Source organism: Stenotrophomonas sp. YJH_SMC_130 (assembly GCF_059369035.1).
The window spans coordinates 155450-182411 of sequence record NZ_JCAFSH010000003.1; the positions used below are offsets into that span (position 1 = coordinate 155450).

A 26962-nucleotide genomic window follows, 5' to 3' on the forward strand; every position below is an offset into this window, starting at 1 on the left:
ACGCAGCGGTCCACTGCCGCCGCCGGGCCCTGACCCGGCGGCGGCCCTATACTCGGCGGTCATGCCGACCGTCGATCCCGTCCTGCTGCTGTTGACCACCTGCCCGGACCGGGCCAGTGCCGAGCGCATTGCGCACGCGCTGGTCGGCGAGCGCCTGGCCGCGTGCGTGACCCGCCTTGATGGCGCGCAGTCCACCTACCGCTGGCAGGGCGAGGTGACCACAGATGCCGAGCTGCAGCTGCTGGTAAAGACCACCGCGAGCCGCGTCGATGACGCAATCGCGCGGATCGTCGAACTGCATCCGTATGAACTCCCGGAATGCATCGCGGTCGAAACCCGGGCCGGCCTGCCGGCGTATCTGGACTGGATCCGGGCACAGACCCGGGAGGACACTGATTGAAGACTCTGTTTGCGCGTGGCGCTGCCTTGTGCGCCCTGTTGTGGCTCTCGCTGCCGGCCTTGGCCCTGGATGAGAAGGACCTGCTGCCGGTGGACCAGGCGTTCGCGCTGACCGCCACGGCCCCCGAACGGGGCCAGGTGCAACTGCAGTTCAAGATCGCACCGGGCTACTACCTGTATCGCCACCGCACCAGCGTCAAGGCGGATCCGGCATTCAATGCCGGCACGCTGCAGATGCCCAAGGGTGACAGGCACCACGATGACTTCTTCGGCGAGGTCGAAACCTATCGGGAGCGCCTGCAGGCCACCCTGCCCGGCACGCCGACGGGCGCCGCCGGCACCATCAGCCTGGAAGTACGCTACCAGGGCTGCGCCGATGCCGGCGTCTGCTACCCGCCGCAGAAGCGCGTGGTGCAGGTCACCCTCCCGGGTGCCGGCGCGGCGGCGGCGGTGCCTGCCGCGCGTACCGGTGCCGCCAGTCCGTTCAACAACCCGCTGGCCGGTGCCGGCAACAGCGGTGGCCTGCGCCTGCCGGGCGCGGCCAACAACAGCCAGGCGCTGCCGCTGCCGTCGGAACAGGCGTTCGGCTTCGATGCCATCGCCAGCGACGGCAACACCCTGCTGCTGCGCTTCAGCCCGGCACCCGGCTACTACCTGTACCGCGACCGCACTTCGCTGAAGCTGGAAGGCAGCGCCGGCGTGCTCGCCGACAAGCCGCGCTGGCCGGCCGCGCAGTCGCATCGCGACGAGCACTTCGGCGATGTCTCGGTGTACTTCAACCAGGTGGAAGTGCCGCTGCCGCTGCGCCGCACCGTCACTGATGCGGTCGACAGCACCCTGGTGGTGACCTTCCAGGGCTGCCAGACCGATGGTATCTGCTACCCGCCGATGACCCGTCGGGTGAAGCTGTCGATTCCGGCCGGCAAGCTCAACGCCGGCACCGGCCAGGCGCCAGTGCGCGAGGAAGCCGTCAATGCGCTGCGCGCTGCCGGTACGCCGCGTGAATCCGCCAATGGCGTACCGCTGCGCCTGCTGCCGACCGTACCCAACGACGGCAACGCCACTCCCGCCGCCACGGGCGGCCAGGGCGCAGGCAACGCGTTCGCCACCGACGCGCGTGGTGACAATTCGCTGCGCACGCGTCCGCCGGCGACCACCCCGAACCCGGACCGTTCGTTCGTCTGGGTGCTGCTGCTGGCGCTGGCCGGTGGACTGGTGCTGAACCTGATGCCCTGCGTGCTGCCGATCCTGTCGCTGAAGGTGCTGAGCCTGGCGCAGAGCGGCGAAAGCCCGCAGCGCGCCCGCAGCCACGCGCTCTGGTACACGTTGGGCGTGCTGGTCGCGTTCGCCGTGATCGGCGCATTGATGGTCAGCCTGCGCGCGATCGGCAACGCCGTCGGCATCGGCTTCCAGTTGCAGCACCCGGGCGTTGTGGCGGCACTGGCCTACATCATGTTCGCGGTGGGCCTGAGCCTGTCCGGCGTGTTCACCCTCGGCGGCGGCATCGGCAACCTTGGCCAGTCGCTGGCCAGCCGCAGCGGACCGGCCGGTGACTTCTTCACCGGTGCGCTGGCCTGCGTGGTCGGCAGTGCCTGCGTCGGCCCGTTCATGGGCGGTGCGATCGCCTACGCCTTCATTGCCCCGCCGCTGAAGGCGATGACCGTGTTCCTGTTCCTCGGCCTGGGCCTGGCGCTGCCGTTCCTGCTGATCGGCTTCGTGCCAGCGCTGGCACGCCGCCTGCCCAAGCCCGGCCCGTGGATGGAAACGCTCAAGCACGTGCTGGCCTTCCCGATGTACGCCACTGCGCTGTGGCTGCTGTGGGTGCTGGGCAAGCAGCGCGGCGTGGACGGCATGGCGCTGGTGCTGGGCGGCCTGCTGCTGTTCGCGTTCGGCCTGTGGCTGTTTGAACGCAACCGCTGGACCGGCTCGCGTGCGGGGACCCTGCTCGGCGTGCTGCTGGCGATCGGTGCGCTGGTTCCGGCCTGGGGCGTGACCCAGCTGGCACCGCCGGCGAGGGCCGCACAGGCCGCCAGCGACAACGTGGTCGAGTATTCGCCGCAGCTGCTGGACCGCCTGCGCGCCGACAACCGCGTGGTGTTCGTCAACATGACCGCCGACTGGTGCGTGAGCTGCAAGGCCAACGAACGTGCGGTGCTGTCACGGCCGGAGTTCAAGGAACTGCTCAAGCGCACCAATGCGGTGTACATGCGCGGTGACTACACCAACGTCGACCCGCAGATCACCACGTTCCTGGAAGAGCACAAGGCGGTGGGCGTACCGCTGTACGTGGTGTACGGCCCCGGCGCGCCGCCGACCGTGCTGCCGACCCTGCTGACCCAGGCGGTGGTCGAGGAAGCGCTGCTGCGCACCGCACGATGAAGTGGCAACGGCCAGCGCTGCTGTGGACAGCGGTGCTGGCCGCCGGCCTCGGCCTGTGGGCCGGGCATCGATTGGCACCCGGCCCATCATCACCTGCCGCGCCAGCGACGGCTTCCAGGGCGACGGCCATGAAGCCCACGCTGCAGGTGGGCGATCAGTTGCCCGCGCTGACACTGCCTGACCTGGCGGGTCAGCCATTGGTCCTGCGCGATCGCTTCGCCGGCCGGCCGCTGCTGATCAACGTCTGGGCCAGCTGGTGTGCGCCCTGCGTGGAAGAGATGCCCGAACTGGCGCGCTTCGCCGGTGCCCAGGGCGACAACGGTGTGCAGGTGCTGGGTCTGGCGCTGGACACCACGGACGACGTGCGCGGTTTCCTGCAGCAGGTGCCGGTGGACTACCCGATCGTGATCGAGACACCGGGCCCGCGCGATGCCAGCGTGCAGCTCGGTAACGCGCAAGGCCTGCTGCCCTACAGCGTGTTGTTCGATGCGCAGGGGCGAATGGTAAAAGCGAAGCTGGGACCGTTCGCCCACGGCGAGATCGAGGCATGGGCCGCCCCATAGGCCTGCGTCGGCGGTGCAGGTGCCACTCAACGACCTGCTGGAGAACGTCCTGCGCCGGCAGCATGCGGGTCCAGGCAGCATGCGCTGCGGCCGATCGCATCAGACCAGCGGGCGCGCCCACAGCTGGGACACCTGCGGCTGGCCGAACAGCTGTTCGTTCTGCTCTGCTATCAACTCGAAACCGGCCCGTTCGTACAGGCCGCGCGCTTCGGTGAGCGCGGCATTGGTCCACAGCACCATGCGCTTGTAGCCCACCGCGCGCGCGAAACTCATCGCCTCCTCCACCAGCCGCTGCCCGATGCCCCGCCTGCGCGCACTGGCATCGACGTGCAGCAGCCGCAGCTTGGCATTGTGCGCGTCGTGCCGGACCACGAACACCGAGCCCACCGCGGTGCCATCCAGTTCGGCGATCCAGCAGCGCTCGGTCTGCGGGTCATGCTCGCGCAGGTAGCGGGTGACGATGTCGGCCACCAGCGCTTCAAACTCCGCGTTCCACCCGAATTCGCGTGCATACAGCGCGCCGTGCTTCTGGATCACCCAGCCCATGTCGCCGGGGCGGGGATCGCGCAGCACGCAACCCGACGATGCACCTCCCAGCAGCGCCTGGATGTGTCCCATCGCCTCCAGAAGGCGCTGGCATCCCGCTTCACTGATATCTCCCAGCATGGCACCGATGCTTTCGCTGGACGCTGCATCCAGCTGTGCGAAGGCGGCCCGGCCCGCCTCGGTCAACACCAGCCGGTTCGCGCGCGCGTCCATCACCGATGGCTCGCGTTGAACCAGACCGCGCGCCTGCAGCCCGCTCAACAGCCGGCTGAGGTAGCCCGCGTTGAGGTCCAGCTGATGGCCCAGCTGCGCAGCTGTGATGCCCTGGCCCGTCGCCAGTTCGAACAGCACCCGCGCTTCGGTGAGGGTGAAGTCGCTGTGCAGCAACCGCTCCTCGAGCACGGCGATCCTGCGGGTGTAGAAGCGGTTGAAGGCTCGGACCTGTGCAACGGGATCGGCAATGAGCGTAGACACGGGACATTCCTGATGGTTGCCTGAAGCACATACTACGTGCTTTCAGCATACATATGAGACTGTTCTGCGATCCATTCCGCGAGTTTGCACCTTAAATCGAAAGATCCGTTGCGGTACGGTTTACGTTCTGTTAATTCTACGTTTAGCGACCAGGGCCCTGGCTGCAAGGAGAACCAACAGGATGAACCACTGACCGACAAACCACTCAAATCGACTGCAGGGTGCATGCATGAAACACGGAATTCGCAGAAGTGTTCGGGCTCCAGACGCAATCACGCCCTTGGCATCCGCAGTAATGGTGGCCCTCGCCACCGCGCTGCTGTCCACCAGCCCCGCTGCATGGGCGCAGGACAGCAGCACATCGACGACGCCCGACGCGGCCACCACCCTGGATACCGTTTCGGTGCTGGGCAGCCGCACCAAACCGCGCACGGTGTCGTCGTCGGCGGTGCCGATCGACATCATCAGCGGTGAAGAGTTCCGCAACCAGGGCGCGACCGACGCCCTCGACCAGCTCAAGGTGCTGGTGCCTTCCTTCAACGTCAGCACGATCCCCATCGACGATGCGGCCAGCCTGGTGCGTCCGGCCAACCTGCGTGGCCTGCCGCCGGACAACACCCTGCTGCTGGTCAACGGCAAGCGTTTCCACCGCTCGGCGGTGATCACCTTCCTCGGCCATGGCCTCTCCGATGGTGCGCAGGGCCCTGACCTTTCGGTGTTCCCGTCACTGGCACTGGAGCAGGTCGACGTCCTGCGCGACGGTGCCGCCGCGCAGTATGGATCGGACGCCATCGCCGGCGTGCTCAACTTCGGCCTGAAGAAGCTGCGCGAAGGCGGTACTGCCGAGGTCTTCGCCGGGCAGTACTACAAGGGCGACGGGCTTACCACCCAGTACTCGGCGCAGATCGGCCTTCCGCTGACCGAGCACGGTTTCGCCACCCTGACGGCTGAGTGGCGCAAGGCCGACGACACTTCGCGCAGCGTGCAGCGCGATGATGCCGCCGCGGTGGCGGCGGCCGGCTACCCCGGGGTGAACGACCCGGCGCAGATCTGGGGATCGCCGAAGGTGGACGACGACCTCAAGCTGGTCGCCAACCTCGGCTACAACACCGAAAACGTGGAGTTCTACCTGTTCGGCAACTATGCCAAGCGCAAGGTGGACGGCGGGTTCTACTACCGCGACCCCACCGCGCGTTCGGGCGTGTACTCCAATGATGGGGGGGAGACGCTGCTGGTGGGCAACCTGACCGGCGTGGGCAGCTGCCCTTCCATCGCCCTGCGCGACGGCGCCGGCAGCCTGCTGCCCTACAGCACCGTAAGTGGCGCCGTGGGTGCGCTGCCGGCCAACTGCTTCACCTTCCTCTCCAGTCTGCCCGGTGGCTTCACCCCACGCTTCGGCGGCGAACTGGAGGACGCTTCGGTGTTCGCTGGCGCCAAGGGCACGTGGGGCCAGTGGTACTGGGACGTAAGCGGCTCATGGGGCCGCAACGATATTGAATTCACCATCTACAACACCGTCAACGCGTCGCTCGGGCCTGACCAGCCGGCCGGGTTGCTGTTCCGACCCGGCGGTAACACCCAGACCGAAAAGAACCTCAACGTGGACGTAAGCCGGGACATACCGGCCAGCTTCAGCAGCCAGCCGCTGCGCCTGGCGATGGGCGCCGAATGGCGCGAGGAGAGCTTCAGGATCAGCCCCGGTGATGGCCCATCCACCGCCATCGGCCCGCTGACCGAACAGGGCTTCGCGCTTGGCTCCAACGGTTTCAATGGTTTCAGCACGCGCACCGCCGGCACCTTTGATCGCCGCAACTGGGCGGCCTATGCCGACCTGGAAGCCCAGCTCACCGACAAGCTGCTGCTGGCCGGTGCGCTGCGCTACGAGGACTACGATTCGTTCGGCAGCACCACTACCGGCAAGTTCACCGCGCGTTTCGACTTCAACGAGCACTTCGCCCTGCGCGGTGCCTACAACACCGGCTTCCGCGCACCGACTCCCGGCCAAGCCAACGTCAGCCAGATCAGCACCGTGTTCGGCGGCACCGCGCTGGAGGACATTGCCACGCTTCCGCCCACCAACCCGATCGCGCAACTGAAGGGCGCCCAGCCGCTCAGTCCGGAAGAGTCCAGGAATGTGTCACTGGGAGCGGTGTGGACCGCGGGCGACTGGCTGATCACCCTGGACGGCTACCAGATCAAGGTGGAAGACCGCATCGCGTTGAGCACCAGCTTTGCGGTCACCCCGGAAGAGCGCGCGGCGCTGGTGGCCGGCGGCAATGCGGAGGCCGCCTCCATTTCGCAGGTGACCTACTTCGGCAACGCCTTCGATACCACCACGACCGGCGTGGATCTGGTGACCAGCTTCAAGAGCGATCACTTCGGCGGGGTAACCACCTACTCGCTTGCCGCCAACTGGAACCGCACCAGGGTGGATCGCTACGACACCGACTTCATCGACGAAGCCCGCGTCTACAAGCTGGAGAAATCGCTGCCCAGGACCAAGGGCTACTTCAGCATCCACCACCAGCGGCAGATCTTCCATGCCAACCTGCGCTTCAATTACTACAGCAGCTGGTACGAAGACCATCTGGACAGCGGCGTGATCTCCGCCGAGGACGGGGGCCTGCCGATCTACGACGGCAGCGCGCTGATCGTGGATGCAGAGGTGGGCTGGAAGTTCGATTCGGGCCTGTATTTCAGCCTCGGCGCGCAGAACCTGTTCGACCGCACGCCGGCCGACAACCCCTGGAGCGGGGTGGCCGGCGCGCAGTACCCCGTGCACTCGCCCTATGGATTCAACGGCGGCTTCTATTACGCGCGGGTAGGCTGGAAGTTCTGAGCCCTGCGTGAAGACCCGGGACGACAGCCAGGGAAGGCTGCGTCTCTGCGTCCAAGTACACCGCGACGGGGGCAGAGGCCAGGCACAGCCCGGCCTCTGTCCAACGGCTTGACCGCAGCCAACGCGCCACGGAGAATTCCGCGACTAATTCTCATTTGCTGTTGCGCAGGATGCGGGCGGCAGCCTCCCGGGCCCTCCTTCTTCGATGTTCAAGAACGTCCTGTTCCAACTGCACTGGCTGCTGGGCATCACCGCAGGTGCCGTCCTGGCCGTGATGGGCCTCAGTGGCGCCACGCTGTCCTTCGAGGACGAACTGCTGCGCGCCGCCAATCCCGGCTTTGCCGAGATCGCCGAGCACCATGCCGACGGGCAGCCTCCCCTTGCACTCAGTGAACTGGTGCCGCTGCTCCAGGCCGGCAGCGAACGCCCCCTGCAACGCCTGCGTATCGATGCCACCGGACAGCGGCCGTCGGTGGCGCGCTTTGCCGGTGGCAGGGAACACTGGGTGTACTTCGACCCGTACAGCGGTGAGCGCTTCAGCGCCCTGCGCGGCCAGGCGTTCTTCGACTTCGTCGAGGACCTGCATCGCCACCTTGCCGCGGGCGAACGCGGCAAGTGGATCACCGGCAGCTGTGCCATCGCCCTGCTGTTCTTCACCCTGTCCGGCCTCTACCTGCGCTGGCCACGACGCTGGTGGCACTGGCGCAGCTGGCTGGCAGTGGAGTGGAAACGCAGCGGGCGCGGCTTCCTGTGGAGCCTGCACTCGGTAGTCGGCACCTGGGTGCTGCTGATCTACCTGATGAGTGCGCTGACCGGCCTGTGGTGGTCGTTCGACGGGTATCGCAGCGCGGCCAGCACGCTGCTGGGCGTCCCACCGGCGGCCAAGCACCAGGTTGCCACCGATGCGTCGCTGGACCTGCACCGCATTGAAGCCACGCTGTACGCGCTGCCGGGCGTGCGCGCCGGCTTCATTGACCTGCGCCTGCCGGAGAAGCCCGGACAGGCACTGAATGTTCGGGTGATGGCCGGTGATCCGTCGCAGCGCGGCGGCCACCACGATCGTGCGCATGACCTGCTGCAGCTCGATCCGGCCAGCGGTGCCGTTCTCGATGCCCGTCCGTACGCACGCCAGGGCGCGGGCGGACAGTTGGCCACCAGTGTGTTCGCGTTGCATTCGGGCAGCTACTTCGGTGTGCCCGGCCGCGTGGTGGTGATGCTCAGCAGCCTGGGCATGAGCCTGTTCTTCATCACCGGCTGGATGCTGTACCTGGACCGCCGCCGCAGCCAGCGTGCCGCGCGCGGGCTGCGCCAGGCGCTACCGATGCCGGCCAGCGATGCCGGCAACGCAGCGTGGCTGGTGGTGCATGCCAGCCAGAGCGGACTGGGCGAACAGCTGGCGTGGCGCGCGGCGGCACAGCTGCAGGCGGCCGGCCATGCGGTGCGGGTGCTGCCGCTGGCGCGCATCGATGCCGCGCTCCTGCTGCATGCATCGAGCGCGCTGTTCGTGCTGAGCACCTTCGGCGACGGCGAGCCGCCCGATGCCGCCCGGCGCGCAGCGCGGCAGTTGCTGGCACAAGCGCTGGACCTTTCGGGCCTGCAGTTCGGCCTGCTCGCGCTGGGTGACCGCCAGTACCCGCACTACTGCGGCTTCGGCCGCCGGGTCGATGGCTGGTTGATCGGAAACGGCGCGCGTGCACTGTTCGAGCGCGTCGACGTCGATGCCGCCTCGGTCCCGGCGCTGCGCCGGTGGCAGCAGGAGCTGGGTGCGCTCACCGGCATCGTCACCGATGACAGCGTGCTGCCTGCGGCTACGCAGATGCATGAGTGGCGCCTGCTCGGCCGCGACCGCCTCAACCCTGGCAGCGTCGGCGGAGCCATCTGGCGTATCCGTCTTGCCGCACCGGCCGACGTGCAGTGGCAGGCGGGTGACATCCTGCACATCGCGCCCCGCCACAATGCCCAGCACGCCGGTGCCGTGCTGAAGGCGCATGGGCTGGATCCGCTGCAGCCACTGCTGGTCGATGGCCATCCGCGCACGCTGCTGGCGCTGGCCAGTGAACGCGAGCTGCCCGAGGCCGATGCTGCGCTGGCGGTGCAGGATGCCTGCCTGTGGCTGGCCGGGCTGCCGCTGCTGCCCAGTCGCGAGTATTCGATCGCCTCCTGCACGGATGATGGCGTGGTGGAGCTGGTGGTGCGGCTGGTGCATGACGCCTCCGGTCGAGCCGGGTTGGGCTCGGGCTGGCTGTCGTTGCATGCGCCGATCGATGCCGGCATCGTCGCCCGCGTGCATCGCAATCCCGGTTTCCATCGCGTCATTGGCGCGCCGATGGTGCTGATCGGCAACGGCACCGGCATCGCCGGGCTGCGCAGCCTGTTGCGCGAAGCCGCCCGTGCAGGCGAACACGGGCACTGGCTGTTGTTCGGCGAACGCCAGCGTGCGCACGATTTCCTGTTCGCCGACGAGATCGAAGCGTGGCAGGCCGATGGCCATCTCGCCCGGTTGGACCTGGCGTTCTCGCGCGATGGCGACGGCGGTTATGTGCAGGATCGCCTGCAGGCGGCCACCGGAACGCTGCGCGACTGGATGCAGCGCGGTGCGGTGATCCATGTCTGCGGGTCGTTGCAGGGCATGGCCGAAGGCGTGGACCAGGTGCTGCGAACCGCGCTGGGAGATGAAGCGGTGGAAACGCTGCTGGAAAGCGGGCGCTACCGCCGCGACGTGTATTGATTCCTGCCGCCGAACGCTGGTGTGAGCCGAGCATGGGCTCGGCTCTACAGTGTTCCTGCAACCGATGTAGCGCCGAGCCTACGCTCGGCTGACCAGGCCGCCGCGGCGCGCGCCTGCGGCATCGACTGCAAACGGAATGCGCCCACCGCTTCGGCCAGGGCACGCACCTGGACCTGCATCTGCGCCGTGGAGGCACCGGCCTCTTCCACCAGGCTGGCGTTACGTTGGGTGCTGGCTTCCATCTGCACGATGGTCTGGTTCACCTGTGCGATGCCGGCATGCTGGTCGTGCGACGCACTGCGGATAGCCGCCAGCAGGTCGGCCAGCTGCTGCACGCTGCCGACGATTTCGCCCATCGTGGTGCCGGCCTGTTCGGCCTGCTGGTTGCCCTGTCCCACACGCGCCACCGAATCCTCGATCAGGCCCTTGATCTGCTTGGCCGCCTCTGCGCTGCGTTGTGCAAGCAGGCGCACTTCCGCGGCCACCACGGCGAAACTGCGGCCCTGCTCACCGGCACGCGCCGCTTCCACCGCCGCATTCAGCGCCAGGATGTTGGTCTGGAAGGCGATGCCGTCGATCAGCTGGGTAATGTCGCCGATCCGCCGCGATGCCTCGCTGATGCCCTGCATGGTCGCCACCACTTGGCCGACAGCCTCGCCGCCGCGCTGCGCCACCGCTGCCGCACCCTTGACCAGCGCGTCGGCACGGCCTGCGGCATCAGCATTGCGACCGACCGTATCGGTCAGTTCGTGCATGGAAGCGGCGGTCTCTTCCAGGTTGGCGGCCTGCTGCTCGGTGCGCTGTGACAGATCTTGATGACCGGCAACGATCTCGCCAACGCCGGTATCGAGACTGGAGGTGGCGTGCTGGATGCGGGTGACGATGCGGCCCAGCTGCGCGACCGTCGCGTTGGCATCATCGCGCATGCGCGCGAACACGCCCTGCAGCTCACCCTCCATGCGCACGCTGAGGTCACCACGAGCCAGCGCGGCCAACAATGCCTGCAGGTCGCCGAGGTTGGTTTCAAACGTCGCCAGCAGGCGGTTGATGCTGGTCGACAACGTGCGCACGAAGCCCTGCTTGCCCTCCAGCGCGATGCGACCGTGCAGGTCACCGTGTGCTGCAGCATCGACCAGCGCAGCGACCTCGGTTTCCAGCAGGGTCTCCAGCGCTCGACTGCGCCATTCCACCGCTACGCCGAGGAATTGCCCGTCATCGATGACGGGGTTGGCAATCAGCTGGTAACGCGTGCCGGCATGGCCGATCTCGCGCTCTTCGCGCTGGCGCACGCCGGCCAGGCTGGCCAACGCCGGATGCAGGCGTACCGCGTCGCTGCCCACCAGCGCCTCGTTCCGCAGGTCAAGCAGCTGCAGCAGTGCCGGGTTGGCGTAGGCGACCTGCCCTTCCGCATCGATCACCATCAAGCCGGTCTGCGCACTGTCCAATGCCTGGCGCACCCGGGTGTTGCCGCGCGCCACGGCACGCTCGGTCTCGATACGCGCGCGCAGGCGCTGCTGCATGTCGACCAGGCGCTGGGCCAGCTGGCCGATCTCGTCGTTGGCGTTGTAGACGCGCAGGGTGGTGTCCAGGCGGTCGTCGGCGATGTCGCTGGCGAAGTGCAGGGTGTCCTGGATCGGCTGGCGCACTGCACGCAGCACCAGCACGAGGCTGGTGATCAGCACACCGGCGACCAGCAGCACGGTCAATGCAAACAGCACGCTCATCGTGCGCGCACCAGCCTGCTGGCGGGCCTGGGCACGGGCCAGTGCCGCGGCCTGTGCCTGCTGGAATGCGGCCAGCGCAGGCGCTACGCCCGCAGCGGTATCCAGCAGCGACTGCGCTTCCACATCCAGGCCGACACGGGCAGCGGTATACCCCAGCAATGCGGCCTGATACGCCTCCATTCCGGTGCGCAGGGTGTCCTGCGCATCCGCGGGCAGGCCCGCCAGCGCGAGATCGAACGGCAGCTTTTCTTCGCTGGCGCGGTCGGCGTGGGTGGAATCACCGTCGAGCAGCAGCAGTGCCTCCTGCCGCCGCATCTTCTGCAGGGACAACGCCAGCGCATCCCGCTGCTGCGCATCCACCTGCCCCTGCAGCGTGTCTGCAGCCTGTTGCAGCTGCGCGGCGAGGCCGGCCTCACCACGGCCCATCTCGTCGACCCGTTCGAACAGGGCGGCCACACCCTGCGAGAACGCGCCTGCAGCTTCGGTCAACGCCTGCAGGGCCTTGCGCCGGCCTGCATCCATCGGCATCGTGCGCAGCGCCCGCAGATCGTCCTGCAGCGCCTTTTGCGTGGCCAGCAGCTGCGCGCGGTCGGCATCATCGAAACTGCGTGCATACTGGATCTGCAGGCGGCGCGCTTCGGCCACCCGCGTGGCCAGGCGCGCGGCGAGGTCACTGCCGCGCTGGTAGCTTGCCTGGCTGCGCGCAGCCTGCGTGCTGGCATGCCCGGTCCAGGCGTAGACGGCTGCGATTGCGACCAGTCCCAGGCCACAGACCCACAAGGTCGCCTTGAGCTTGTTGGCTACGCTCAGCCGATGCGGTTGCAGCCACAGCAGCAGGCCGGAGGACGCCGGGCGCAGCGCCGCAAGCCGCGTGCGCAGGGACCGGAGGTGGGAGACAACGGCCGACATGACAGACTCCAGGCAGAAGGACGCACCTGTATCGGCCGGATTCAAGGCAACTTTAGAACTTTCGTCGTCCTGGCCCAGCGGTGACGGGCGGACGCGGCCTTTGTACCGGGTGCAGGCGACGCTGGCGTGACACGACCAGCACCCTTGACCTCAACCCCGGTTGGGGGAGCACAGTGGACCTCCCCTCCCGCCCGGTGCCGCCATGACGACGCTCGATGTCCCTCGCTACCTGCAGCGCCTGCAGCTGGATGCGCCGCCACCGCGGACCCTGGCCGGCCTGACCCTGCTGCAGCAGCGCCACAACGCACTGCTGCCGTTCGAGACCCTCAGCTGCCTGCTGCGCGATGAGGTACCGATCGACCTGGACAGCGTGCAGCGCAAGCTGCTGGACGAGCGCCGTGGCGGCTACTGCTTCGAACTCAATGGCGGCCTGCTGGCGCTGCTGCAGGCGCTGGGCTTCGATGCGCAGCCATTGAGCGCGCGCGTGCTGCTGGCTGCCCATGACGGCGAACTGACCGCACGGACCCACCTGCTGCTGCGCGTGCAGGTGGACGGCGATGACTGGCTGGTGGATGCCGGTTTCGGCAGCCTGACCCCGACCGTGCCGCTGCGGCTGAATGATCCGCAGCCGCAGGCCACGCCTCACGAGCGGTACCTGCTGCAGCGCCTGCCCGGCGAGGGGGATTTCGTGCTGTACGCCGAATCCGGTGACGGCTGGCGGGCGATGTACCGTTTCGACCTGCACGTGCCCGCACCGATCGACAACGTGGTGGGCAACTGGTACGTGTGCACCCATCCCGACTCCAGCTTCCCCGGCCAGCTGCGCGCGTCGCTGACCGGGCCAGATTGGCGACGCACCATCGGCAGCGGCAACTACACCGAGTACCGCCCCGGCCAGGCACCGGACAAGCGTCCGCTGCACGATGTTGCCGACGTGCGCGACGTGCTGCAGCAACGCTTTGGCATGCAGTTGCCCGAAGACCCGCGGCTCGATCCGGCGATCAACGACTGGCTGCAGCGCTCACGCGCCGCGACCTTGTAGAGCCGAGCCCATGCCCGGCTGAGCTTGGGCGGCTGGGTCAACAGCAGCCGAGCATGGGCTCGGCTCTACGGAACCGCGCGCGCCTGCAACGCAATCCGGTTGCCTTCACTGTCGCAGATCCCGGCCACGTTCCAGGCTCACCTCCAAGTCCATGCCCACACCTGCGGCCTCGTCGGCAAACGGAAGGTAGGCCATCCTGCAGTCGTGCAGCATGACACCCCTTGCAGGGCAGTGCTGGCATGCTGGGTGCCCCTTTCCTCGCGGAGTCCTGCATGTCCCTGGCCGATCACCAAAGTGCGCTGGCACCGCAGGGCTTCCTGCGCGTGGCGATCAACCTGGGCAACCCGGTGCTGGCGCAGGGCGATGCGCACTCGCCGCGCGGACCGTCGGTGGAGCTGGCCGCGACATTGGCGCAGCGCCTGGGTGTGCAGGCACGCTTCACCTGTCACGATGCCGCAGCCTCGGTGGTCGCTGCGGCAGGCGAAGACGGCTGGGATCTGGCCTTCCTGGCCATCGATCCGGCACGCGCCGACCGCATCGCCTTCAGTGCTCCGTACGTGGAGATCGAAGGCACCTATCTGGTGCGCGAGGACAGTCCCGCGCAGCAGGTGACCGACCTCGACCGCGAGGGGCTGCGCATCGCGGTGGGCCGCGGTGCAGCCTACGATCTGTTTCTCAACCGCGAACTGCGCCACGCCACGATCGAACGGGCCGAGTCGTCGGCGGCTGCGATCACCCTGTTCGATCTGCAGCGCCTGGATGCCGCCGCCGGCGTGCGCCAGCCGCTGCAAGCATGGGCGCGGGCGCATCCCGGCCACCGCGTGCTGGCCGACCGTTTCACCGCGATCCAGCAGGCGGTGGCGGCGCCGGCATCCCGCCCCGCCGACGCGCTGCAGGCGCTGTTCGAGGAAGTGGAGGCGATCAAGGCCGGCTCGCTGCTGGAGGAGGCGTTCGCGCGCGCCGGGCAGGCGGTCACGCTGGTGCGATGAGTGTAGCGTCCGCCATGTGCCGCACGTGTTCGGCAGCCTGCGCGTGCAGCCAGTCGCGGAAGGCAAGAAAGCCGCGGTGGCGGGCCGAACGCTGCGGGTAGACCAGCCAATGCGGCCAGGCGGTTTTCAGGCGCAGGTTGGACAGCGCAACCAGTTGGCCGGAATCCAGCAACAAGCGCGCCCGCGTCACCCGCCCCAGCGCCACGCCCACCCCGTCCAGCGCCGCACGGTGGTGTGCCTCCGAATCATCCAGCACCGCTATGAAGCGCGACGGCGGGGTCTGCCCGCTCAACGCGAACCAGGCCCCCCACGCACCATCGGGGTCCCCCAGCAGTGGCCACTGGTTCAGTGGCACCCGGTCGATCCCTCCCATGCGTTCGATCAGCGCCGGGCTCGCCATCGGCAGCAGCCACTCGTCGAACAGCGGCTCAACCACCAGGCCCGGCCACTGCCCGCTGCCCAGCCGCAGCGCGGCGTCGAACTGGCGCTGCCGCTCGAAATCAATCAGGCGCTCACTCGACTGCAGGTTGATCTCGATCTGTGGGTGCTCAGCCACGAAATGACCCAGGCGCGGCACCAGCCACGCCGACGCCATCGACGGCACCGCACTGATCGTCAGCACGTGCTCGGCGCGGGCCGCATAGGGCTGGAAGGCTTCGTTGATCGCATCCAGATGCGGGCCGACCTGGTCGAGCAGGCGCTGCCCCTCCAGGGTGAGGGCGACGCCACGCGGTTGGCGGACCAGCAGTGGCTGCCCGAGCCGCTCTTCCAGCTGGCGCATCTGATGGCTGAGCGCACTGACGGTCAGATTCATCGACGCCGCTGCCCGTGACAGGTTGCCCAGCCGCGCGGCGGCCACGAAACCCTGCAGGGCATGAAGGGGCGGACGGGACATCAGGCTTGAATTCCTCTCAAGGCATGCTTGCGGAAATGTCGCTTTTTGCCCGCCCATGCTGCCCGTATCGTGCAATCCACTCAAGTGGAGGCACGCTCATGAACATCTTCGGCAGCCTGTTGTTCCTGCACGGCCATGTGGCCAACACCGAGCTGGCACGCCAGCTGGCCAGCCCGTCCACCGCCGCCCCTGCGTGCGCGGCGCAACCGGCCACGCCGGTTCAGCAGCCGGGGACCCGTTGAACGCGGCTCAACCTGTGTACCAGCGTTGGACGTATTCAGGCAGCCAGGGCATTGGATCGATATCCAGTGCCCGGCAACCGTCGAGCGTGTCACGCAACACGCCCTCACCGGGGCCACCGGGAATCCGCAGGCCTTCCTCTTCCGGAAGCTGCACCACGGCCCAGTCGTGCAGCCGGTCCATGCGCAGGCGCATCGCCGCCTGCAGCCATGCCTTCAGCGGATAACAGCGATAGCCTTGTTCAGCCAACGCAGCAATTGCGAGCGACAAGGCCTGGTTGGCACCACGTACCCATTCAGTACGACCCCCAGCCTTGTGCTGGATCGTCATCGGTGCCGGTGCGCGGTGCGCCTTGAACGGCGAACGCAGCTGCAGCTCCAGATCACGTGCATCACGCTCGCCCTCCGCTTCCACCAGCGCACCGGCATCGAGGTCGAAGAACTCGAACCAGCGCCGATGCAATGCGCTGATGCGTCCGAGCGGATCACGTGAAAAGCCGATCTTCGCGTAGTCCTCCCACGCACACGGGAAGACGTAGGTAAAGACACGACCGTCGATGCGGATATCCGATTGCATGTGCGCAGGCTGCCTCCACCTCAGCCCGGGCGCAACCGTGCACGCTGCAGCGCTCCGGCAGTGCGGCTTCGTGCAGCCGGCACGAACTATTCTTGCTGACTGTCGCTGCCATCTCCGCCCGCCATGCCGTCTGCTGCGCCCGCCCCCCTACCGATTTCGTCCATCACCCTGGAAGCGGCAACCTCTGCGGTGATCCACCAGCACAACGCTGAAACCGCGCGGCAACCGGCATCGCTGACCAAGCTGATGACCGCCTACGCCGCCTATGCGTGCGTCGAAGAGAACGGACGCTCGTGGGACGACCCGGTCACCATCGCCGCCGACGATGTGCATGCCGTGGCCGATGATGAAACGCACATGGGCCTGGTGCCCGGCGAGACAATCACCCTGGCGCGCCTGCTGGAAGGGTTGATGGTGGTGTCCGGCAATGACGCTGCATTGGCGATCGCGCGCCACCTGGACGGATCGCAGGCCGCATTCCTGGAACGCATGAACCGGCACGCACGCCAGCTCGGGCTGCGCAGCACCTGGTTTGCCAGCGTGTCCGGCATCACCACACCGCACCATGTCTCCAGCGCGCGCGACATGGCGGTGCTGGCCGCCCGCCTGTTGAACGATCATCCGCAGATCCTGGCGATCAGCGCGCAGCGCGCGTTCGCCCATGGCAGCTTCAACCGCAGCAACCAGAACGCCCTGCTCGGCGAAGACGGCGTGGACGGCTTGAAGACCGGCTACACCCAGGCCGCAGGCTTCTGCCTGGCCGCCACCGCGTGCCGGCCAGTACCCGGGCGGGACCAGCCGGTACGGCTGATCACCGTGGTGTTGGGCTCTGCAAGCCGCGACGCGCGCGACGCACTGGTGCGCGACCAGTTGGCCGCGGGATTCGCCGCCCTGGCCGGCGGCTGACCGCTCGTGCGGCTCAGCGCCGCTTGACCGTCGCCACGATCAGCCGCTGCAGCTCGGCCACGGCACCGGCCTTGTCCAGCGCGCCGGCAGCCACGCCCTCTGAAAGGGCTTCAGCCGCACCGAGAATGGCCCAGCGCCCGGCCAGCGACACCGTGCCGTCGGCGGCGAACGGGCCCAGCCAGACCTGGCAGTTGTCGATGAAATCCTGCTGGTAGCGCCGCCGCACCTCATGCAGTTCCGGCGCCCCCACCAGCGCGGCGAGGATGCCTTGCACTTCACTGCCCTGGCTGAGGACGCAGTCGATGTAGCCGGAGGCGATGGCCGCCGCCCGATCGACCAGTTGCGCCCGGGCGCGACCGATGCGCTCGTGGAAGACCACGGTCTGGCGTCCGTCATAGTCATCGTAGAGCGCCGCCAGCAAGCCATTGCGGGTCACGAAGTGATCATAGGCCACAGGCTTGGTCACGCCCGCCGCTTCGGCCAGCCGCCCCAGCGTCAACGCGCCGGTACCTTCTTCGCGGACCAGTGCCCAGGCCACATCCAGCAACTGGCGGGTGCGTTGCTCCCGGGTCATTCGGCGGCGCGTGGGGGTGGCGTTGGCGGGCATCGGCGGAGCACGGCGATCAGCGCATCGGAACACCGATTTTACGGCCGATCGTCAGCGCGGTCTGCAGATGCGCTTGAGCGGCACCGGTATCGGCGTCCAACAGCAGGTGGGACGACAGCACGCGTGCGCCGCAATAGTCGAAGATGCCCATGTCGATCTGCGTCCTCATTGCCGCGTCGTAGCCACGACGTTCGACCATGGCTGCGTCGGCGCCGCCCAAGCCGACCAGATGCACATTCAGGCGCTGCAGCTTCTTCACCAGCCTGCCCTGCGCATCCTGTGCGTAGGCCCAGTCGTTGGTGAACACACGGTCGATCCAGCCTTTCAGCAGCGCCGGGAACGACCACCAGTACAACGGGAACACCAGCACCAGCGTATCGGTGGCATCCAGCCGCGCGTGCTCGGCAGCGACATCGGCGGGTACCGCGCCGGTGCTGCGGAACAACGCCTGGTCCTGCGGGTTGAAGCGCGGATCGAAGCCTTCGGCCATCAGGTCGGCATAGGCCACGGTGTTGCCGGTGTCGGCCGCGGCAATGGCATCACCGATGCGACGCGCCATCGCGTGGGTCAGCGAACCGGGCTCAGGGTGGGCGATGACAATGAGGCTGTGCATGGGGATCTCCAGGAATCGTTACTTACCAATGGTAAGTAACGATTCCGGGGAAACCAGCGCCACCGGTGGGACGCTGTTTTCGCGTCCAACGTATAGTGCAGCGATGCCCTGTGGGACATCCGGACATGGATCGACGCCTGCCCCTGACGATACTGACGCTGCTGCTGTCGCTGTTGCTGCCATCCGCCTTCGCGGGTGAACTCAGTCCCAGTGACGCGAAGGCCCTGCGCGAAGATGTGCGCGCCCTGATGACTGCCTACGCCCGCGGGGATGCGGACTTCCTCATCGAGCGCACGCATCCCAGCCTCAAGCGGCTGGCCGGCGGCGATGAGGCCTTCCAGGCGATCACCCGCGATGCGTTGAAGAAGCAGCACAGCGGCGGCGTGGTGGTCATCAGCGAGGACGTCGGTGTGCCGACCCGGACCTATGCGGCCGGGGAGGAAGAAGTCTGCTTCGTGCCACGCCAATCCCTGGTGCGGGTGCGTGAAACCCCGATGCGCAGCACCACGTTCATGGTGGCCGTGCGCCGCATTGGCGGTTCCGGCTGGACGTATCTGGACGGCACGGGGCTGCAGGACAATCCGCGCCTGCTTCGCCAACTGCTGCCAGCGCTGGAACCCGGCGTGATCCTGCCCAAGCGGGAGATCGAGGCGTTGTAGTCGCCGGCCCTTCCCGCCATGCAGGGCGCGGGGCTACTGGAACAACGCGTTCAAGGCAGCCCCGGGCGCCGCCTGCTGCAGACCATCGAAGCGTCCGTCCTGCACGATCGGCTGGGTCGCCTGCATCAGTCCACCCCACGCGGCACGCGCCAGCGCACCGCCCAGGCTGACCCGGCGAACGCCAAGTGCGGCGATGTCCTGCAGGCTCAGTGCTGTGGGGCCAGCGACCAGCAGGTTCACCGGCTTGGAGCCCGCGGCGGCGACCACCGCACTGATCTGCTTGCGCGTACTGATGCCCGGTGCGTACAGCACATCGGCTCCGGCCTCGGCGTAGGCACGCAGGCGCCGCAGGGTATCCTGCAGATCCGGTACGCCCACGAAGAAGTTCTCCGCTCGCCCGACCAGCAGCACGTCGCCGCCCGCGCGGTCGATGGCCGCACGCGCCGCGCGCAGTCGCTCGACCGCCTGCTCGATGGGCCTCAGTGGTGCATCGGCCAGGCCGCTGGCGTCCTCGATCGACAACGCCGCAATGCCGGTATCGAGCGCCGCGGCCACCGCCTCCTCCACCGCCTGTGGCGTAGCGCCGAAACCATCACCGAAGTCGGCATTCAATGGCAACGGAGTCGCCGCCGCCATCAGTCGCAGGTGCTCCAGCGTGGCCTGCAGCGATACCGCGCCGTCCGGCCGCCCCTCACTCCAGGCGCAGCCGGCACTGGTCGTGGCCAAGGCCTGGAAGCCCTGCCGTTGCAGATAGCGCGCACTGCCGACGTCCCACGGATTGGGCAGCACGAAGCATCCCGCTGCATGCAACTGGCGGAAGCTGGCGCGCTTGCGCAGGGTGTCGGCATCAGGCGAGGCCATGGCGGGCTCCGGGGCGGCAGACCTGCACCCTAGCCCGCCGTTCGGTCGCGCTCAAGGCGACGAAGGCAGCCGTGCATGAAGTGATGCCGGCTGCTTATTGGACGCCACCGGCAGCCGTGCCCGAGCGTGAACGCCTGCCCCCACAATGCCGCCACGGAGCCCCTCATGCACCCGGACCCGCAGCCCCTCATCGACGCGGGCGACGATGACGCCCACTGGGCCGACCTGCTTTCGCCCGCCCGCCGGCGCCTGATCGCGTCGGCCGGCCTGGCAGCCGGCGGCCTGGCCAGCGCGTCCACCGCCACCGCCGCCGCGCGCGTCGGCAGCGCCGTGAACACCACCGAGCCCGGGCGACCCGGCTTCCGCGCCATCGTTCCGCCAGCGTCCAAGGGCCGCAGCCCCTGGGGCCAGGCCACGGCCAGCGAACCGACCCCGCGCCCGGTCAGCGTGCGCCCCGGCGAGGCCACGTTGCCCACCGCCCCGCGCGCCTACACCGACATCAAGAGCTACCACGCCCATATCTATTTCGATGAGGACAGCTTCGAGAAGGCAGCCCTGCTGCGGCGCTGGGCCGCCGAGCGCTTCCCGGTGGAGCTGGGCAACTGGAACCTGGAGCCGCGTGGCCCGCACGTCACCCCCTCTTTCTACTTCGGCTTCACCAACGACCTGCTGCCGGTGCTGGTGCCCTGGCTGCAGCTCAACAGCCTGGGCCTGACCATCCTGATCCACCCCAATACCGGCGATGGCCGCGCCGATCACCTGTACTACGCGTTGTGGGTGAACCGCGCGCAGCCGGTGAACGCCTACAACTGGCCGGCGCCGCAACCGGGGGAACAGGAGCCGTTGGAGGAGGTATTCCCGAACGTGGTGCCGACGGTATCGTTGGAGACCTGAGCGATCAGCAGAAAGGCAACTCCCAGGTAAGGGCACAGCGGCTGCGCCCTACGCCTCCTCATCCACACAGGTGTGGCTGTGCCGATGAGCGGCCCGGGCGTGATCGTCGGCCTACGTGCTCGCATCCACCGCAAGCACGCCGTTCAGCGCGCCTTGATCCAGCGCCCGCCGTACGGCGACAAGCCTTGCGGCGAATTTCAAACGTACGATTGAAACGCTGCAAACTTCGCCGAACTGGACAGCATCCGCCGGTTCCGCCAGACTGCCGCCCTTTCCCGTCTTCCGGATCCCATGGCGAAGCTGCTGGTCCTGCACGGCCCCAACCTCAACCTGCTCGGCACCCGCGAGCCGGAGGTGTACGGCCACACCACGCTGGCCGACATCGACCAGGCCCTGGCCGCGCAGGCATCCGCTGCCGGGCACGCCGTGGAGAGCCTGCAGTCCAACGCCGAGCATGTGCTGGTCGACCGCGTGCAGGCTGCGCGCAACGACGGAACCGCTTTCATCCTGATCAACCCCGCCGCCTTCACCCACACCTCGGTGGCCCTGCGCGATGCGCTGGCAGCGGTGGCGGTGCCGTTCATCGAGATCCACCTGTCCAACCCGCATACCCGCGAACCGTTCCGCCAGCACAGCTACTTCAGCGACAAGGCGGTGGGCGTGGTGTGCGGCTTCGGTGCCGACAGCTACCGCTACGCGATGGACGCGGCGCTGCTGCGCGTATCCGCCACCTGATTGTCGACCCGGGCGCCCACGGCGCTCTCCTCACCTAGATAGAAACCAAAGAGGCCCTCATGGATCTGCGCAAAATCAAGAAGCTGATCGACCTGCTGGAAGAGTCGAACCTGGCTGAAATCGAAATCAAGGAAGGCGAAGAGTCGGTGCGCCTGTCGCGCGCTCCGGTCGCTGGTTATGCCGCGCCGGTCGCAGCTCCGGTGTACGCCGCCCCGGCGGCGCCGGCGGCGCAGGCGATGCCGATGCAGTCGCCGACCGAAGCGTCCACCGGCGGCACCGCCAAGCCGGGCCCGGCGCTGCCGGAAGGCCATGTGCTGCGCTCGCCGATGGTCGGCACGTTCTATGCCTCGTCCGCCCCGGACAAGCCGGCCTTCGTCACCGTGGGCCAGCAGGTTAAGGAAGGCGAAACCCTGGCCATCATCGAAGCGATGAAGATGTTCAATCCGATCGAAGCCGACACGTCCGGCACCATCGTCGCCATCCTCGGCGAGAACGGCCAGCCGGTGGAGTTCGACCAGCCGCTGTTCGTGATCGGCTGAGGGGCGCGCCATGCTCGACAAAGTCGTCATCGCCAACCGAGGGGAGATCGCGCTGCGCATCCTGCGCGCGTGCCACACCCTCGGCATCCGCACGGTGGCCGTGCATTCCACGGTCGACCGCAACCTCAAGCACGTGGCCATGGCCGACGAGTCGGTCTGCATCGGTCCGGCGCCGTCGCCGCAGAGCTACCTCAACATCCCGGCACTGATCGCCGCCGCTGAAGTCACCGACGCCCAGGCCATCCACCCGGGCTACGGCTTCCTGTCGGAGAACGCCGACTTCGCCGAGCGCGTGGAAGAGTCGGGCTTCATCTTCATCGGCCCCAAGGCTGACACCATCCGCATGATGGGTGACAAGGTCGAAGCCATCCGCGCGATGAAGGCCGCCGGCGTGCCGTGCGTGCCCGGCTCGGGCGGCCCGCTGGGCGAGGACATCGTCGCCAACACCAAGATCGCCCGTGAGATCGGTTATCCGGTCATCATCAAGGCGGCCGGCGGTGGCGGTGGCCGTGGCATGCGCGTCGTGCACGCCGAAGCCTCGCTCAAGACCTCGATCGAAACCACCAAGAGCGAGGCCAAGGCCGCGTTCGGCAATGGCGAGGTCTACATGGAGAAGTTCCTGGAGAACCCGCGCCACGTGGAGATCCAGGTGCTGGCCGACGGCCAGGGCAACGCCATCCACCTCGGCGAACGCGACTGCTCGATGCAGCGCCGCCACCAGAAGGTGGTGGAAGAAGCACCGGCACCGGGCATCACCGCCGAACAGCGCGAGCAGATCGGCAAGGTATGCACCGAAGCCTGCATCCGCATCGGCTACCGTGGCGCGGGCACGTTCGAGTTCCTGTACGAGGACGGCCGCTTCTACTTCATCGAAATGAACACCCGCATCCAGGTGGAACATCCGGTCACCGAAATGGTCACCGGCATCGACCTGGTGGCCGAGCAGCTGAAGATCGCCGCTGGCCAGAAGCTGTCGATCAAGCAGAGTGACGTGGTACTGACCGGCCATGCCATCGAGTGCCGCATCAACGCCGAAGATGCTGAGACCTTCGTGCCGAGCCCGGGCACCATCACCGGCTTCCATCCGCCGGGCGGCCCCGGCGTGCGCGTGGATACCCACATCTACAGTGGCTATCGCGTGCCGTCCAACTACGACTCGATGATCGGCAAGCTGATCGTGCACGGCCCGGACCGCGAAACCGCCATCGCCCGCATGCGGGTGGCGCTGAGCGAGATGGTGGTCGATGGCATCAAGACCAACATCGCCCTGCAGCAGCGGATCATGCGCGACAAGGGCTTCCAGGCCGGTGGACAGAACATCCACTACCTGGAAAAGCGCCTTGCCGAGCGCAAGAACAAGCCGATCGCGCTGACCTGATCGTCACCCGATGCTGGACATGGAAAGGGCGGGGATATCCCCGCCCTTTTTTTGTTGCTGTAGAGCCGAGCCCATGCTCGGCTTGCTGGAAAGCTCAGCCGAGCGTGGGCTCGGCTCTACAGCCGGCGCATCAGCGCTTGTCGGCCACGTCGGCCGGAATCTGCGAATTGGCCAGCGGCCGCACGCCATTGGGCGAGGTCGGATCGACGATCACCATGGTCTCGGTCGAGCCATCCGGCCACACTACCTGGAAGGTGCTGCCAGCCGGCAGTGAAGCGAACGGCATGCCCGTCTGCGCGCGATAGACCGCAGCGACCTGGCTGGCGCCGGCGCGGCGCACGTCTTCCTGCGCCTTCACCGTGGTCAGTTCCACCTTCGACAGATGCCGGTACCGATCCTCGTAGGTATCGATCATCAGCAGGCCGACCGCACCGGCAGAGTAGGCCACGAACAGCACCACCCAGAACCAGAACTTGACCCCATGCAGGAATCGACGGTAATTCATCGCCCGTCCCTCTTTCCAATCAATCGCTTGATCCATTCCTTCATTTTCCCAGCACCTTGCCGCGATACCGCAGCGTCATACACGAAATCCCGGAAATCCTGCGCTCCATCCTGCGAACAGATCCCTCCGTTCGCACAAAAACTGTTGACCAGCACGCTGTCCGCTCCACACGGTAGACCGAGTTCGCAGGCCGCAAGCCGCCATGCAAGCTCACTGAGCTGTTCGCCCGCCACCAGGCCGTCGAGTGCGCTGTCACCGGCGGCACGCACGCCCATGCCCGGCGCGATCGCCATATAGGCCTCCGGGTCACGCGAAGTGCGCACGCGCTCGACCAGGTCGCGGCGGTACTCGGCACTGTCATGCAACGGCTCACCCTCGGCGAACAACGATGCTTCTGCGGCGAGGTTGCCCTGCGCGGCCGCCTTGCGGCGTTCGGCCAGCACCAGCGCAGCGCCCAGCTTGTCGCCCGGAACGAAGCCGCCACACCGCTGCGCCACGCGCTCGCGGGCCTCGATCATCGCCGGCGCCACGGTCAGGCCCAACCCGCTCAACACGTTGTTGTCCAAGCGGTAGCCACCCGGATCGAGTGCGTACTGCGCGCAATAGTCATACACGCGGCTGAGCATCCAGCGCGCTTCATGGTTACCTGTATCGGCCTGCACGCGCAGTCGCTGGGCGTAGGCGTACAGATCGCTGGCGTCTTCGATGTCGGCGCGGAGGTCCAGCGGCAGGCCCGACGGCAGCGTGTTGCCGCGCTCGACGGTGGCCAGCCGGCGCGCCAGGGCTTCCGGCACCACCGGCAACGCCGCTCCGCTGTCGCGGCTGGCCACGACGGTCGGCAGGTCCGGCGACGGTGGTGCCACGCCCGTCGCATGGCCGCTGGCCCGGTACCCGGCCACGCCCAGCACGGCCACCGCCGGCAGCACGAGCAACCAGGTTTTCAGGGTCGGGGCGAAAGCCATCGGCGGCGGTGAGCGTTCACGGCGCACAGGAAAGTGCCGAGTTTAGCAAGGCCCGGCAGGCCTGTCTGAACTGCCCCCGTTCATCTCATGGTGGCATCTCACGCGATACGGAGACGCTCCGATGGTCTAGCATGGCCCCCTTTCCCGTGATTGCCCCCACCGCCATGCCGTTCCTGGAACTGACCCTGCGCTGCACCGAAGCCACCCAGCCCCGCTATGAAAATGCACTGGAGGACGTCGGCGCACTGGCCGTGACCCTGCTCGATGCCGAAGCCGACACCAGCAACGAACAGGCCATCCTCGAACCCGGCGTGGGTGAAACGCCGCTGTGGGACACCCTGGTGCTGAGCGCACTGTTCCCCGCCGACAGCAATGCGCTTTTGCTGCTGGCCGCGCTGGAATCGTTCGATCCGGAACTGGACTGGAGCAACGGCAGTTTCCGCGCCGTCGAGGATGAAGACTGGGAACGCGCCTGGCTGGACCAGTTCCAGCCGATGGATTTCGGCAGCCGTACCTGGATCGTGCCGTGGAACCATGAACTGCCGGACGCCGCGCAGGCCGCCGATGCCGCCGTGGTGCGGCTGGACCCGGGCCTGGCCTTCGGCTCGGGCACCCACCCGACCACCGCCCTGTGCCTGCGCTGGCTGGACCAGCTGGCCGTGGACGGCCAGTTGCAGGGCCAGCGCGTGCTCGACTTCGGCTGCGGCTCGGGCATCCTCGCCCTGGCCGCGCTGAAGCTGGGTGCCGCCGAAGCGGTCGGCGTGGACAACGATCCACAGGCGCTGGTCGCCACCGCCGACAATGCCGAGCGCAACGGCGAGCAGGCGCGCATGCACGTGTACCTGCCGCAGGACGAACCGGTCGCCACCTACCCTATCGTGGTCGCCAACATCCTTGCCTCGGCACTGGACGCGTTGGCCGAGCTGCTGGCCGCGCGCGTCGCTGCCGGCGGCCGCATCGCCCTGTCCGGCATCCTGCATGGCCAGGAAGGCGAACTGCTGCAGCGCTACGCCGCGTGGTTCGACGACCTGCAGGCGACCCAGGATGGCGACTGGATGCGCATCACCGGCGTACGCCGCGCCTGATCGTGATTGAATGACCGCTGGATCCGAGCCCGCACCCTGAGCATGTCCGAGCCGAACCCGCCGCGCCGCCCCTTGGCCACCTTCCTGCGCCCCGCGTCGGAAGGCGAGGCTGCACCTGCGACCGATTCACGCACGCCCGACCCGGCGATGCAGGACATCCCGCCAGCCCAAGCCCGCGCCCCCCTCGAAGCGGCGCTGCCACCGATGGCGGAAACGCGACAGAGCGATGACATCGTCAACCTCGACGAAGCGGCCCTGATCGAACCCGTCCTTGCCGTTCCGGCCCCGCAGGCCGTGGCTGGGGATGCACCCAGTTTCCTGGGCACCTCGCGGCCACGCGCACTGCCGACGCCACGCTGGCACTGGGGGCTGGTCGCCGGACTGGCACTGCTGCTGGTCCTGCAGAGCGTGCTGGCCGATCGTGCGCGACTGGCCGCCGACGCCGGCAACCGCGCCTGGCTGGGCGCACTGTGCGGCGTATTGCGCTGCAGCCTGCCGGCCTGGCATGAACCCACCGCGTTCACCATGACCAGCCGCGAGATCCGCCCCCTGCCAGGCCAGGCCGGCGTACTGCAGGTGCAGGCCAGCATCCGCAACGATGCACGCTGGGCACAGGCCTGGCCGGATCTGCGCCTGTCGCTGTCCGATGCCGATGGCCGGGTGATCGGCAGCGGCGTGTTCGTACCGGCGCAGTACCTCGGCGAGAACCCCGGCGCGGCCGTGCTGGAACCGGGCCAGAGTGCACGCATTGCGTTCCGCGTGCAGGAACCCGCCGCATCCACCGTCGCATTCACCTTCGACTTCCTCTGAGCAGGATAGAGGCGACCAGCCGTGGCAGGTCGGGCACGCTCGCGCTAGACTGGCCGCCACCACCTCGTCCGGCCGCGCGCTCCGCGCGCACGGGCCAACCGAATC

Annotated in this window: 25 protein-coding genes; 16 read left to right on the plus strand and 9 right to left on the minus strand. The window is 67.8% G+C overall.

The window, feature by feature from the left end:
* Positions 1 to 61 precede the first annotated feature (61 nt).
* From cutA to AC5P5V_RS07090, 3 genes are read left to right on the plus strand one after another with little or no spacing between them, the layout of a single operon-like run.
* Entirely contained in the window at positions 62 to 400 is a 339-nt protein-coding gene (gene cutA / locus AC5P5V_RS07080) for a divalent-cation tolerance protein CutA (protein ID WP_005419675.1), read from the plus strand.
* The gene (locus AC5P5V_RS07085) at positions 397 to 2778 is read left to right on the plus strand and encodes a protein-disulfide reductase DsbD family protein (protein ID WP_231352343.1); all 2382 of its coding nucleotides are present in this window, start codon (positions 397 to 399) and stop codon (positions 2776 to 2778) included. The genes cutA and AC5P5V_RS07085 overlap by 4 nt, the downstream gene beginning before the upstream one ends.
* Positions 2775 to 3341 carry a TlpA family protein disulfide reductase gene (locus AC5P5V_RS07090; protein WP_134969249.1) on the plus strand — a complete coding sequence of 189 codons (567 nt, stop codon included), beginning with the start codon at positions 2775 to 2777 and terminating at the stop codon, positions 3339 to 3341. Before AC5P5V_RS07085 ends, AC5P5V_RS07090 begins: the two co-directional genes overlap by 4 nt.
* A gap of 99 nt (positions 3342 to 3440) precedes the next feature.
* Here AC5P5V_RS07090 and AC5P5V_RS07095 read toward each other — a convergent pair whose 3' ends face one another.
* Positions 3441 to 4361, minus strand: a complete 921-nt coding sequence (locus AC5P5V_RS07095) for a bifunctional helix-turn-helix transcriptional regulator/GNAT family N-acetyltransferase (protein ID WP_134969248.1) — start codon at positions 4359 to 4361, stop codon at positions 3441 to 3443.
* A 280-nt stretch (positions 4362 to 4641) separates the two neighbouring features.
* On the opposite strand from AC5P5V_RS07095, the gene AC5P5V_RS07100 reads away from it, so the two are divergent.
* Both AC5P5V_RS07100 and AC5P5V_RS07105 read left to right on the plus strand, forming a co-directional pair.
* Positions 4642 to 7200: a TonB-dependent receptor plug domain-containing protein gene (locus tag AC5P5V_RS07100; protein ID WP_231352344.1), complete on the plus strand. Its 2559-nt coding sequence runs from the start codon at positions 4642 to 4644 to the stop codon at positions 7198 to 7200.
* A 205-nt stretch (positions 7201 to 7405) separates the two neighbouring features.
* Positions 7406 to 9928, plus strand: coding sequence for a PepSY domain-containing protein (locus tag AC5P5V_RS07105; RefSeq protein ID WP_231352345.1), 2523 nt, complete (start codon positions 7406 to 7408; stop codon positions 9926 to 9928).
* A 44-nt stretch (positions 9929 to 9972) separates the two neighbouring features.
* On the opposite strand, the gene AC5P5V_RS07110 is transcribed toward AC5P5V_RS07105, so the two are convergent.
* The gene (locus AC5P5V_RS07110; RefSeq protein WP_134969336.1) at positions 9973 to 12561 is read right to left on the minus strand and encodes a methyl-accepting chemotaxis protein; all 2589 of its coding nucleotides are present in this window, start codon (positions 12559 to 12561) and stop codon (positions 9973 to 9975) included.
* A 202-nt stretch (positions 12562 to 12763) separates the two neighbouring features.
* Here AC5P5V_RS07110 and AC5P5V_RS07115 point away from each other — a divergent pair, with 202 nt between their 5' ends.
* Positions 12764 to 13603 (plus strand): arylamine N-acetyltransferase family protein, encoded by an 840-nt coding sequence (locus tag AC5P5V_RS07115; RefSeq protein ID WP_134969337.1) that lies wholly within the window; start codon positions 12764 to 12766, stop codon positions 13601 to 13603.
* A gap of 272 nt (positions 13604 to 13875) precedes the next feature.
* The gene (locus AC5P5V_RS07120) at positions 13876 to 14592 is read left to right on the plus strand and encodes an ABC transporter substrate-binding protein (RefSeq protein WP_231352346.1); all 717 of its coding nucleotides are present in this window, start codon (positions 13876 to 13878) and stop codon (positions 14590 to 14592) included.
* On the opposite strand, the gene AC5P5V_RS07125 is transcribed toward AC5P5V_RS07120, so the two are convergent.
* The gene (locus AC5P5V_RS07125) at positions 14576 to 15487 is read right to left on the minus strand and encodes a LysR substrate-binding domain-containing protein (protein ID WP_134969488.1); all 912 of its coding nucleotides are present in this window, start codon (positions 15485 to 15487) and stop codon (positions 14576 to 14578) included. The two genes, AC5P5V_RS07120 and AC5P5V_RS07125, sit on opposite strands and share 17 nt — an antisense overlap.
* 98 nt (positions 15488 to 15585) lie before the next feature.
* Between AC5P5V_RS07125 and AC5P5V_RS07130 the strand changes: the two genes are divergently transcribed.
* Entirely contained in the window at positions 15586 to 15729 is a 144-nt protein-coding gene (locus AC5P5V_RS07130) for a hypothetical protein (RefSeq protein WP_181357937.1), read from the plus strand.
* A gap of 7 nt (positions 15730 to 15736) precedes the next feature.
* On the opposite strand, the gene AC5P5V_RS07135 is transcribed toward AC5P5V_RS07130, so the two are convergent.
* A complete protein-coding gene (locus AC5P5V_RS07135; protein WP_061478157.1) occupies positions 15737 to 16303 on the minus strand; it encodes a GIY-YIG nuclease family protein in 567 nt (188 codons plus the stop codon).
* 123 nt (positions 16304 to 16426) lie between these two features.
* Between AC5P5V_RS07135 and AC5P5V_RS07140 the strand changes: the two genes are divergently transcribed.
* A complete protein-coding gene (locus tag AC5P5V_RS07140) occupies positions 16427 to 17209 on the plus strand; it encodes a D-alanyl-D-alanine carboxypeptidase family protein (RefSeq protein WP_061478158.1) in 783 nt (260 codons plus the stop codon).
* Positions 17210 to 17222: 13 nt separating this feature from the next.
* On the opposite strand, the gene AC5P5V_RS07145 is transcribed toward AC5P5V_RS07140, so the two are convergent.
* Positions 17223 to 17816: a TetR/AcrR family transcriptional regulator gene (locus AC5P5V_RS07145; RefSeq protein WP_065178823.1), complete on the minus strand. Its 594-nt coding sequence runs from the start codon at positions 17814 to 17816 to the stop codon at positions 17223 to 17225.
* 16 nt (positions 17817 to 17832) lie between these two features.
* The gene (locus tag AC5P5V_RS07150) at positions 17833 to 18429 is read right to left on the minus strand and encodes an NAD(P)H-dependent oxidoreductase (RefSeq protein ID WP_134969474.1); all 597 of its coding nucleotides are present in this window, start codon (positions 18427 to 18429) and stop codon (positions 17833 to 17835) included.
* A gap of 125 nt (positions 18430 to 18554) precedes the next feature.
* Between AC5P5V_RS07150 and AC5P5V_RS07155 the strand changes: the two genes are divergently transcribed.
* Positions 18555 to 19088 (plus strand): hypothetical protein, encoded by a 534-nt coding sequence (locus AC5P5V_RS07155; protein ID WP_005419691.1) that lies wholly within the window; start codon positions 18555 to 18557, stop codon positions 19086 to 19088.
* A gap of 33 nt (positions 19089 to 19121) precedes the next feature.
* Here the strand turns inward: AC5P5V_RS07155 and AC5P5V_RS07160 are convergent, their stop codons facing one another.
* On the minus strand, positions 19122 to 19949 hold the full coding sequence (locus AC5P5V_RS07160; protein ID WP_231352347.1) for an isocitrate lyase/PEP mutase family protein: 828 nt from the start codon (positions 19947 to 19949) through the stop codon (positions 19122 to 19124).
* Positions 19950 to 20114: 165 nt separating this feature from the next.
* Here AC5P5V_RS07160 and AC5P5V_RS07165 point away from each other — a divergent pair, with 165 nt between their 5' ends.
* From AC5P5V_RS07165 to accC, 4 genes are all read left to right on the plus strand, one after another.
* Complete coding sequence (locus tag AC5P5V_RS07165) at positions 20115 to 20843, plus strand: DOPA 4,5-dioxygenase family protein (RefSeq protein WP_231352348.1); 729 nt, start codon at positions 20115 to 20117, stop codon at positions 20841 to 20843.
* Positions 20844 to 21134: 291 nt separating this feature from the next.
* The gene (aroQ, locus tag AC5P5V_RS07170; protein ID WP_065186305.1) at positions 21135 to 21578 is read left to right on the plus strand and encodes a type II 3-dehydroquinate dehydratase; all 444 of its coding nucleotides are present in this window, start codon (positions 21135 to 21137) and stop codon (positions 21576 to 21578) included.
* 59 nt (positions 21579 to 21637) lie between these two features.
* Positions 21638 to 22117 carry an acetyl-CoA carboxylase biotin carboxyl carrier protein gene (gene accB, locus AC5P5V_RS07175; RefSeq protein WP_019660824.1) on the plus strand — a complete coding sequence of 160 codons (480 nt, stop codon included), beginning with the start codon at positions 21638 to 21640 and terminating at the stop codon, positions 22115 to 22117.
* Between the two features lie 10 nt (positions 22118 to 22127).
* Positions 22128 to 23495 carry an acetyl-CoA carboxylase biotin carboxylase subunit gene (accC, locus tag AC5P5V_RS07180; protein WP_049412937.1) on the plus strand — a complete coding sequence of 456 codons (1368 nt, stop codon included), beginning with the start codon at positions 22128 to 22130 and terminating at the stop codon, positions 23493 to 23495.
* A 130-nt stretch (positions 23496 to 23625) separates the two neighbouring features.
* On the opposite strand, the gene AC5P5V_RS07185 is transcribed toward accC, so the two are convergent.
* Both AC5P5V_RS07185 and AC5P5V_RS07190 read right to left on the minus strand, forming a co-directional pair.
* Positions 23626 to 24000, minus strand: a complete 375-nt coding sequence (locus AC5P5V_RS07185; RefSeq protein WP_134969409.1) for a hypothetical protein — start codon at positions 23998 to 24000, stop codon at positions 23626 to 23628.
* A complete protein-coding gene (locus AC5P5V_RS07190) occupies positions 23997 to 24962 on the minus strand; it encodes a hypothetical protein (protein ID WP_231352349.1) in 966 nt (321 codons plus the stop codon). Before AC5P5V_RS07190 ends, AC5P5V_RS07185 begins: the two co-directional genes overlap by 4 nt.
* Before the next feature lie 164 nt (positions 24963 to 25126).
* Here AC5P5V_RS07190 and prmA point away from each other — a divergent pair, with 164 nt between their 5' ends.
* Together prmA and AC5P5V_RS07200 are read left to right on the plus strand one after the other, a co-directional pair.
* Entirely contained in the window at positions 25127 to 26047 is a 921-nt protein-coding gene (prmA, locus tag AC5P5V_RS07195) for a 50S ribosomal protein L11 methyltransferase (RefSeq protein ID WP_061478211.1), read from the plus strand.
* Positions 26048 to 26089: 42 nt separating this feature from the next.
* Positions 26090 to 26857, plus strand: coding sequence for a DUF3426 domain-containing protein (locus AC5P5V_RS07200; protein WP_134968895.1), 768 nt, complete (start codon positions 26090 to 26092; stop codon positions 26855 to 26857).
* Positions 26858 to 26962 lie beyond the last annotated feature (105 nt).

Coding starts and splice junctions, on each gene's coding strand:
- cutA (WP_005419675.1), top strand. CDS start 62: ATGCCGACCGTCGATCCCGTCCTGCTGCTGTTGACCACCTGCCCGGAC.
- AC5P5V_RS07090 (WP_134969249.1), top strand. CDS start 2,775: ATGAAGTGGCAACGGCCAGCGCTGCTGTGGACAGCGGTGCTGGCCGCC.
- AC5P5V_RS07105 (WP_231352345.1), top strand. CDS start 7,406: ATGTTCAAGAACGTCCTGTTCCAACTGCACTGGCTGCTGGGCATCACC.
- AC5P5V_RS07110 (WP_134969336.1), bottom strand. CDS start 12,561: ATGTCGGCCGTTGTCTCCCACCTCCGGTCCCTGCGCACGCGGCTTGCG.
- AC5P5V_RS07115 (WP_134969337.1), top strand. CDS start 12,764: ATGACGACGCTCGATGTCCCTCGCTACCTGCAGCGCCTGCAGCTGGAT.
- AC5P5V_RS07120 (WP_231352346.1), top strand. CDS start 13,876: ATGTCCCTGGCCGATCACCAAAGTGCGCTGGCACCGCAGGGCTTCCTG.
- AC5P5V_RS07125 (WP_134969488.1), bottom strand. CDS start 15,487: ATGTCCCGTCCGCCCCTTCATGCCCTGCAGGGTTTCGTGGCCGCCGCG.
- AC5P5V_RS07130 (WP_181357937.1), top strand. CDS start 15,586: ATGAACATCTTCGGCAGCCTGTTGTTCCTGCACGGCCATGTGGCCAAC.
- AC5P5V_RS07135 (WP_061478157.1), bottom strand. CDS start 16,303: ATGCAATCGGATATCCGCATCGACGGTCGTGTCTTTACCTACGTCTTC.
- AC5P5V_RS07140 (WP_061478158.1), top strand. CDS start 16,427: ATGCCGTCTGCTGCGCCCGCCCCCCTACCGATTTCGTCCATCACCCTG.
- AC5P5V_RS07145 (WP_065178823.1), bottom strand. CDS start 17,816: ATGCCCGCCAACGCCACCCCCACGCGCCGCCGAATGACCCGGGAGCAA.
- AC5P5V_RS07150 (WP_134969474.1), bottom strand. CDS start 18,429: ATGCACAGCCTCATTGTCATCGCCCACCCTGAGCCCGGTTCGCTGACC.
- AC5P5V_RS07155 (WP_005419691.1), top strand. CDS start 18,555: ATGGATCGACGCCTGCCCCTGACGATACTGACGCTGCTGCTGTCGCTG.
- AC5P5V_RS07160 (WP_231352347.1), bottom strand. CDS start 19,949: ATGGCCTCGCCTGATGCCGACACCCTGCGCAAGCGCGCCAGCTTCCGC.
- AC5P5V_RS07165 (WP_231352348.1), top strand. CDS start 20,115: ATGCACCCGGACCCGCAGCCCCTCATCGACGCGGGCGACGATGACGCC.
- aroQ (WP_065186305.1), top strand. CDS start 21,135: ATGGCGAAGCTGCTGGTCCTGCACGGCCCCAACCTCAACCTGCTCGGC.
- accB (WP_019660824.1), top strand. CDS start 21,638: ATGGATCTGCGCAAAATCAAGAAGCTGATCGACCTGCTGGAAGAGTCG.
- accC (WP_049412937.1), top strand. CDS start 22,128: ATGCTCGACAAAGTCGTCATCGCCAACCGAGGGGAGATCGCGCTGCGC.
- AC5P5V_RS07185 (WP_134969409.1), bottom strand. CDS start 24,000: ATGAATTACCGTCGATTCCTGCATGGGGTCAAGTTCTGGTTCTGGGTG.
- AC5P5V_RS07190 (WP_231352349.1), bottom strand. CDS start 24,962: ATGGCTTTCGCCCCGACCCTGAAAACCTGGTTGCTCGTGCTGCCGGCG.
- prmA (WP_061478211.1), top strand. CDS start 25,127: ATGCCGTTCCTGGAACTGACCCTGCGCTGCACCGAAGCCACCCAGCCC.
- AC5P5V_RS07200 (WP_134968895.1), top strand. CDS start 26,090: ATGTCCGAGCCGAACCCGCCGCGCCGCCCCTTGGCCACCTTCCTGCGC.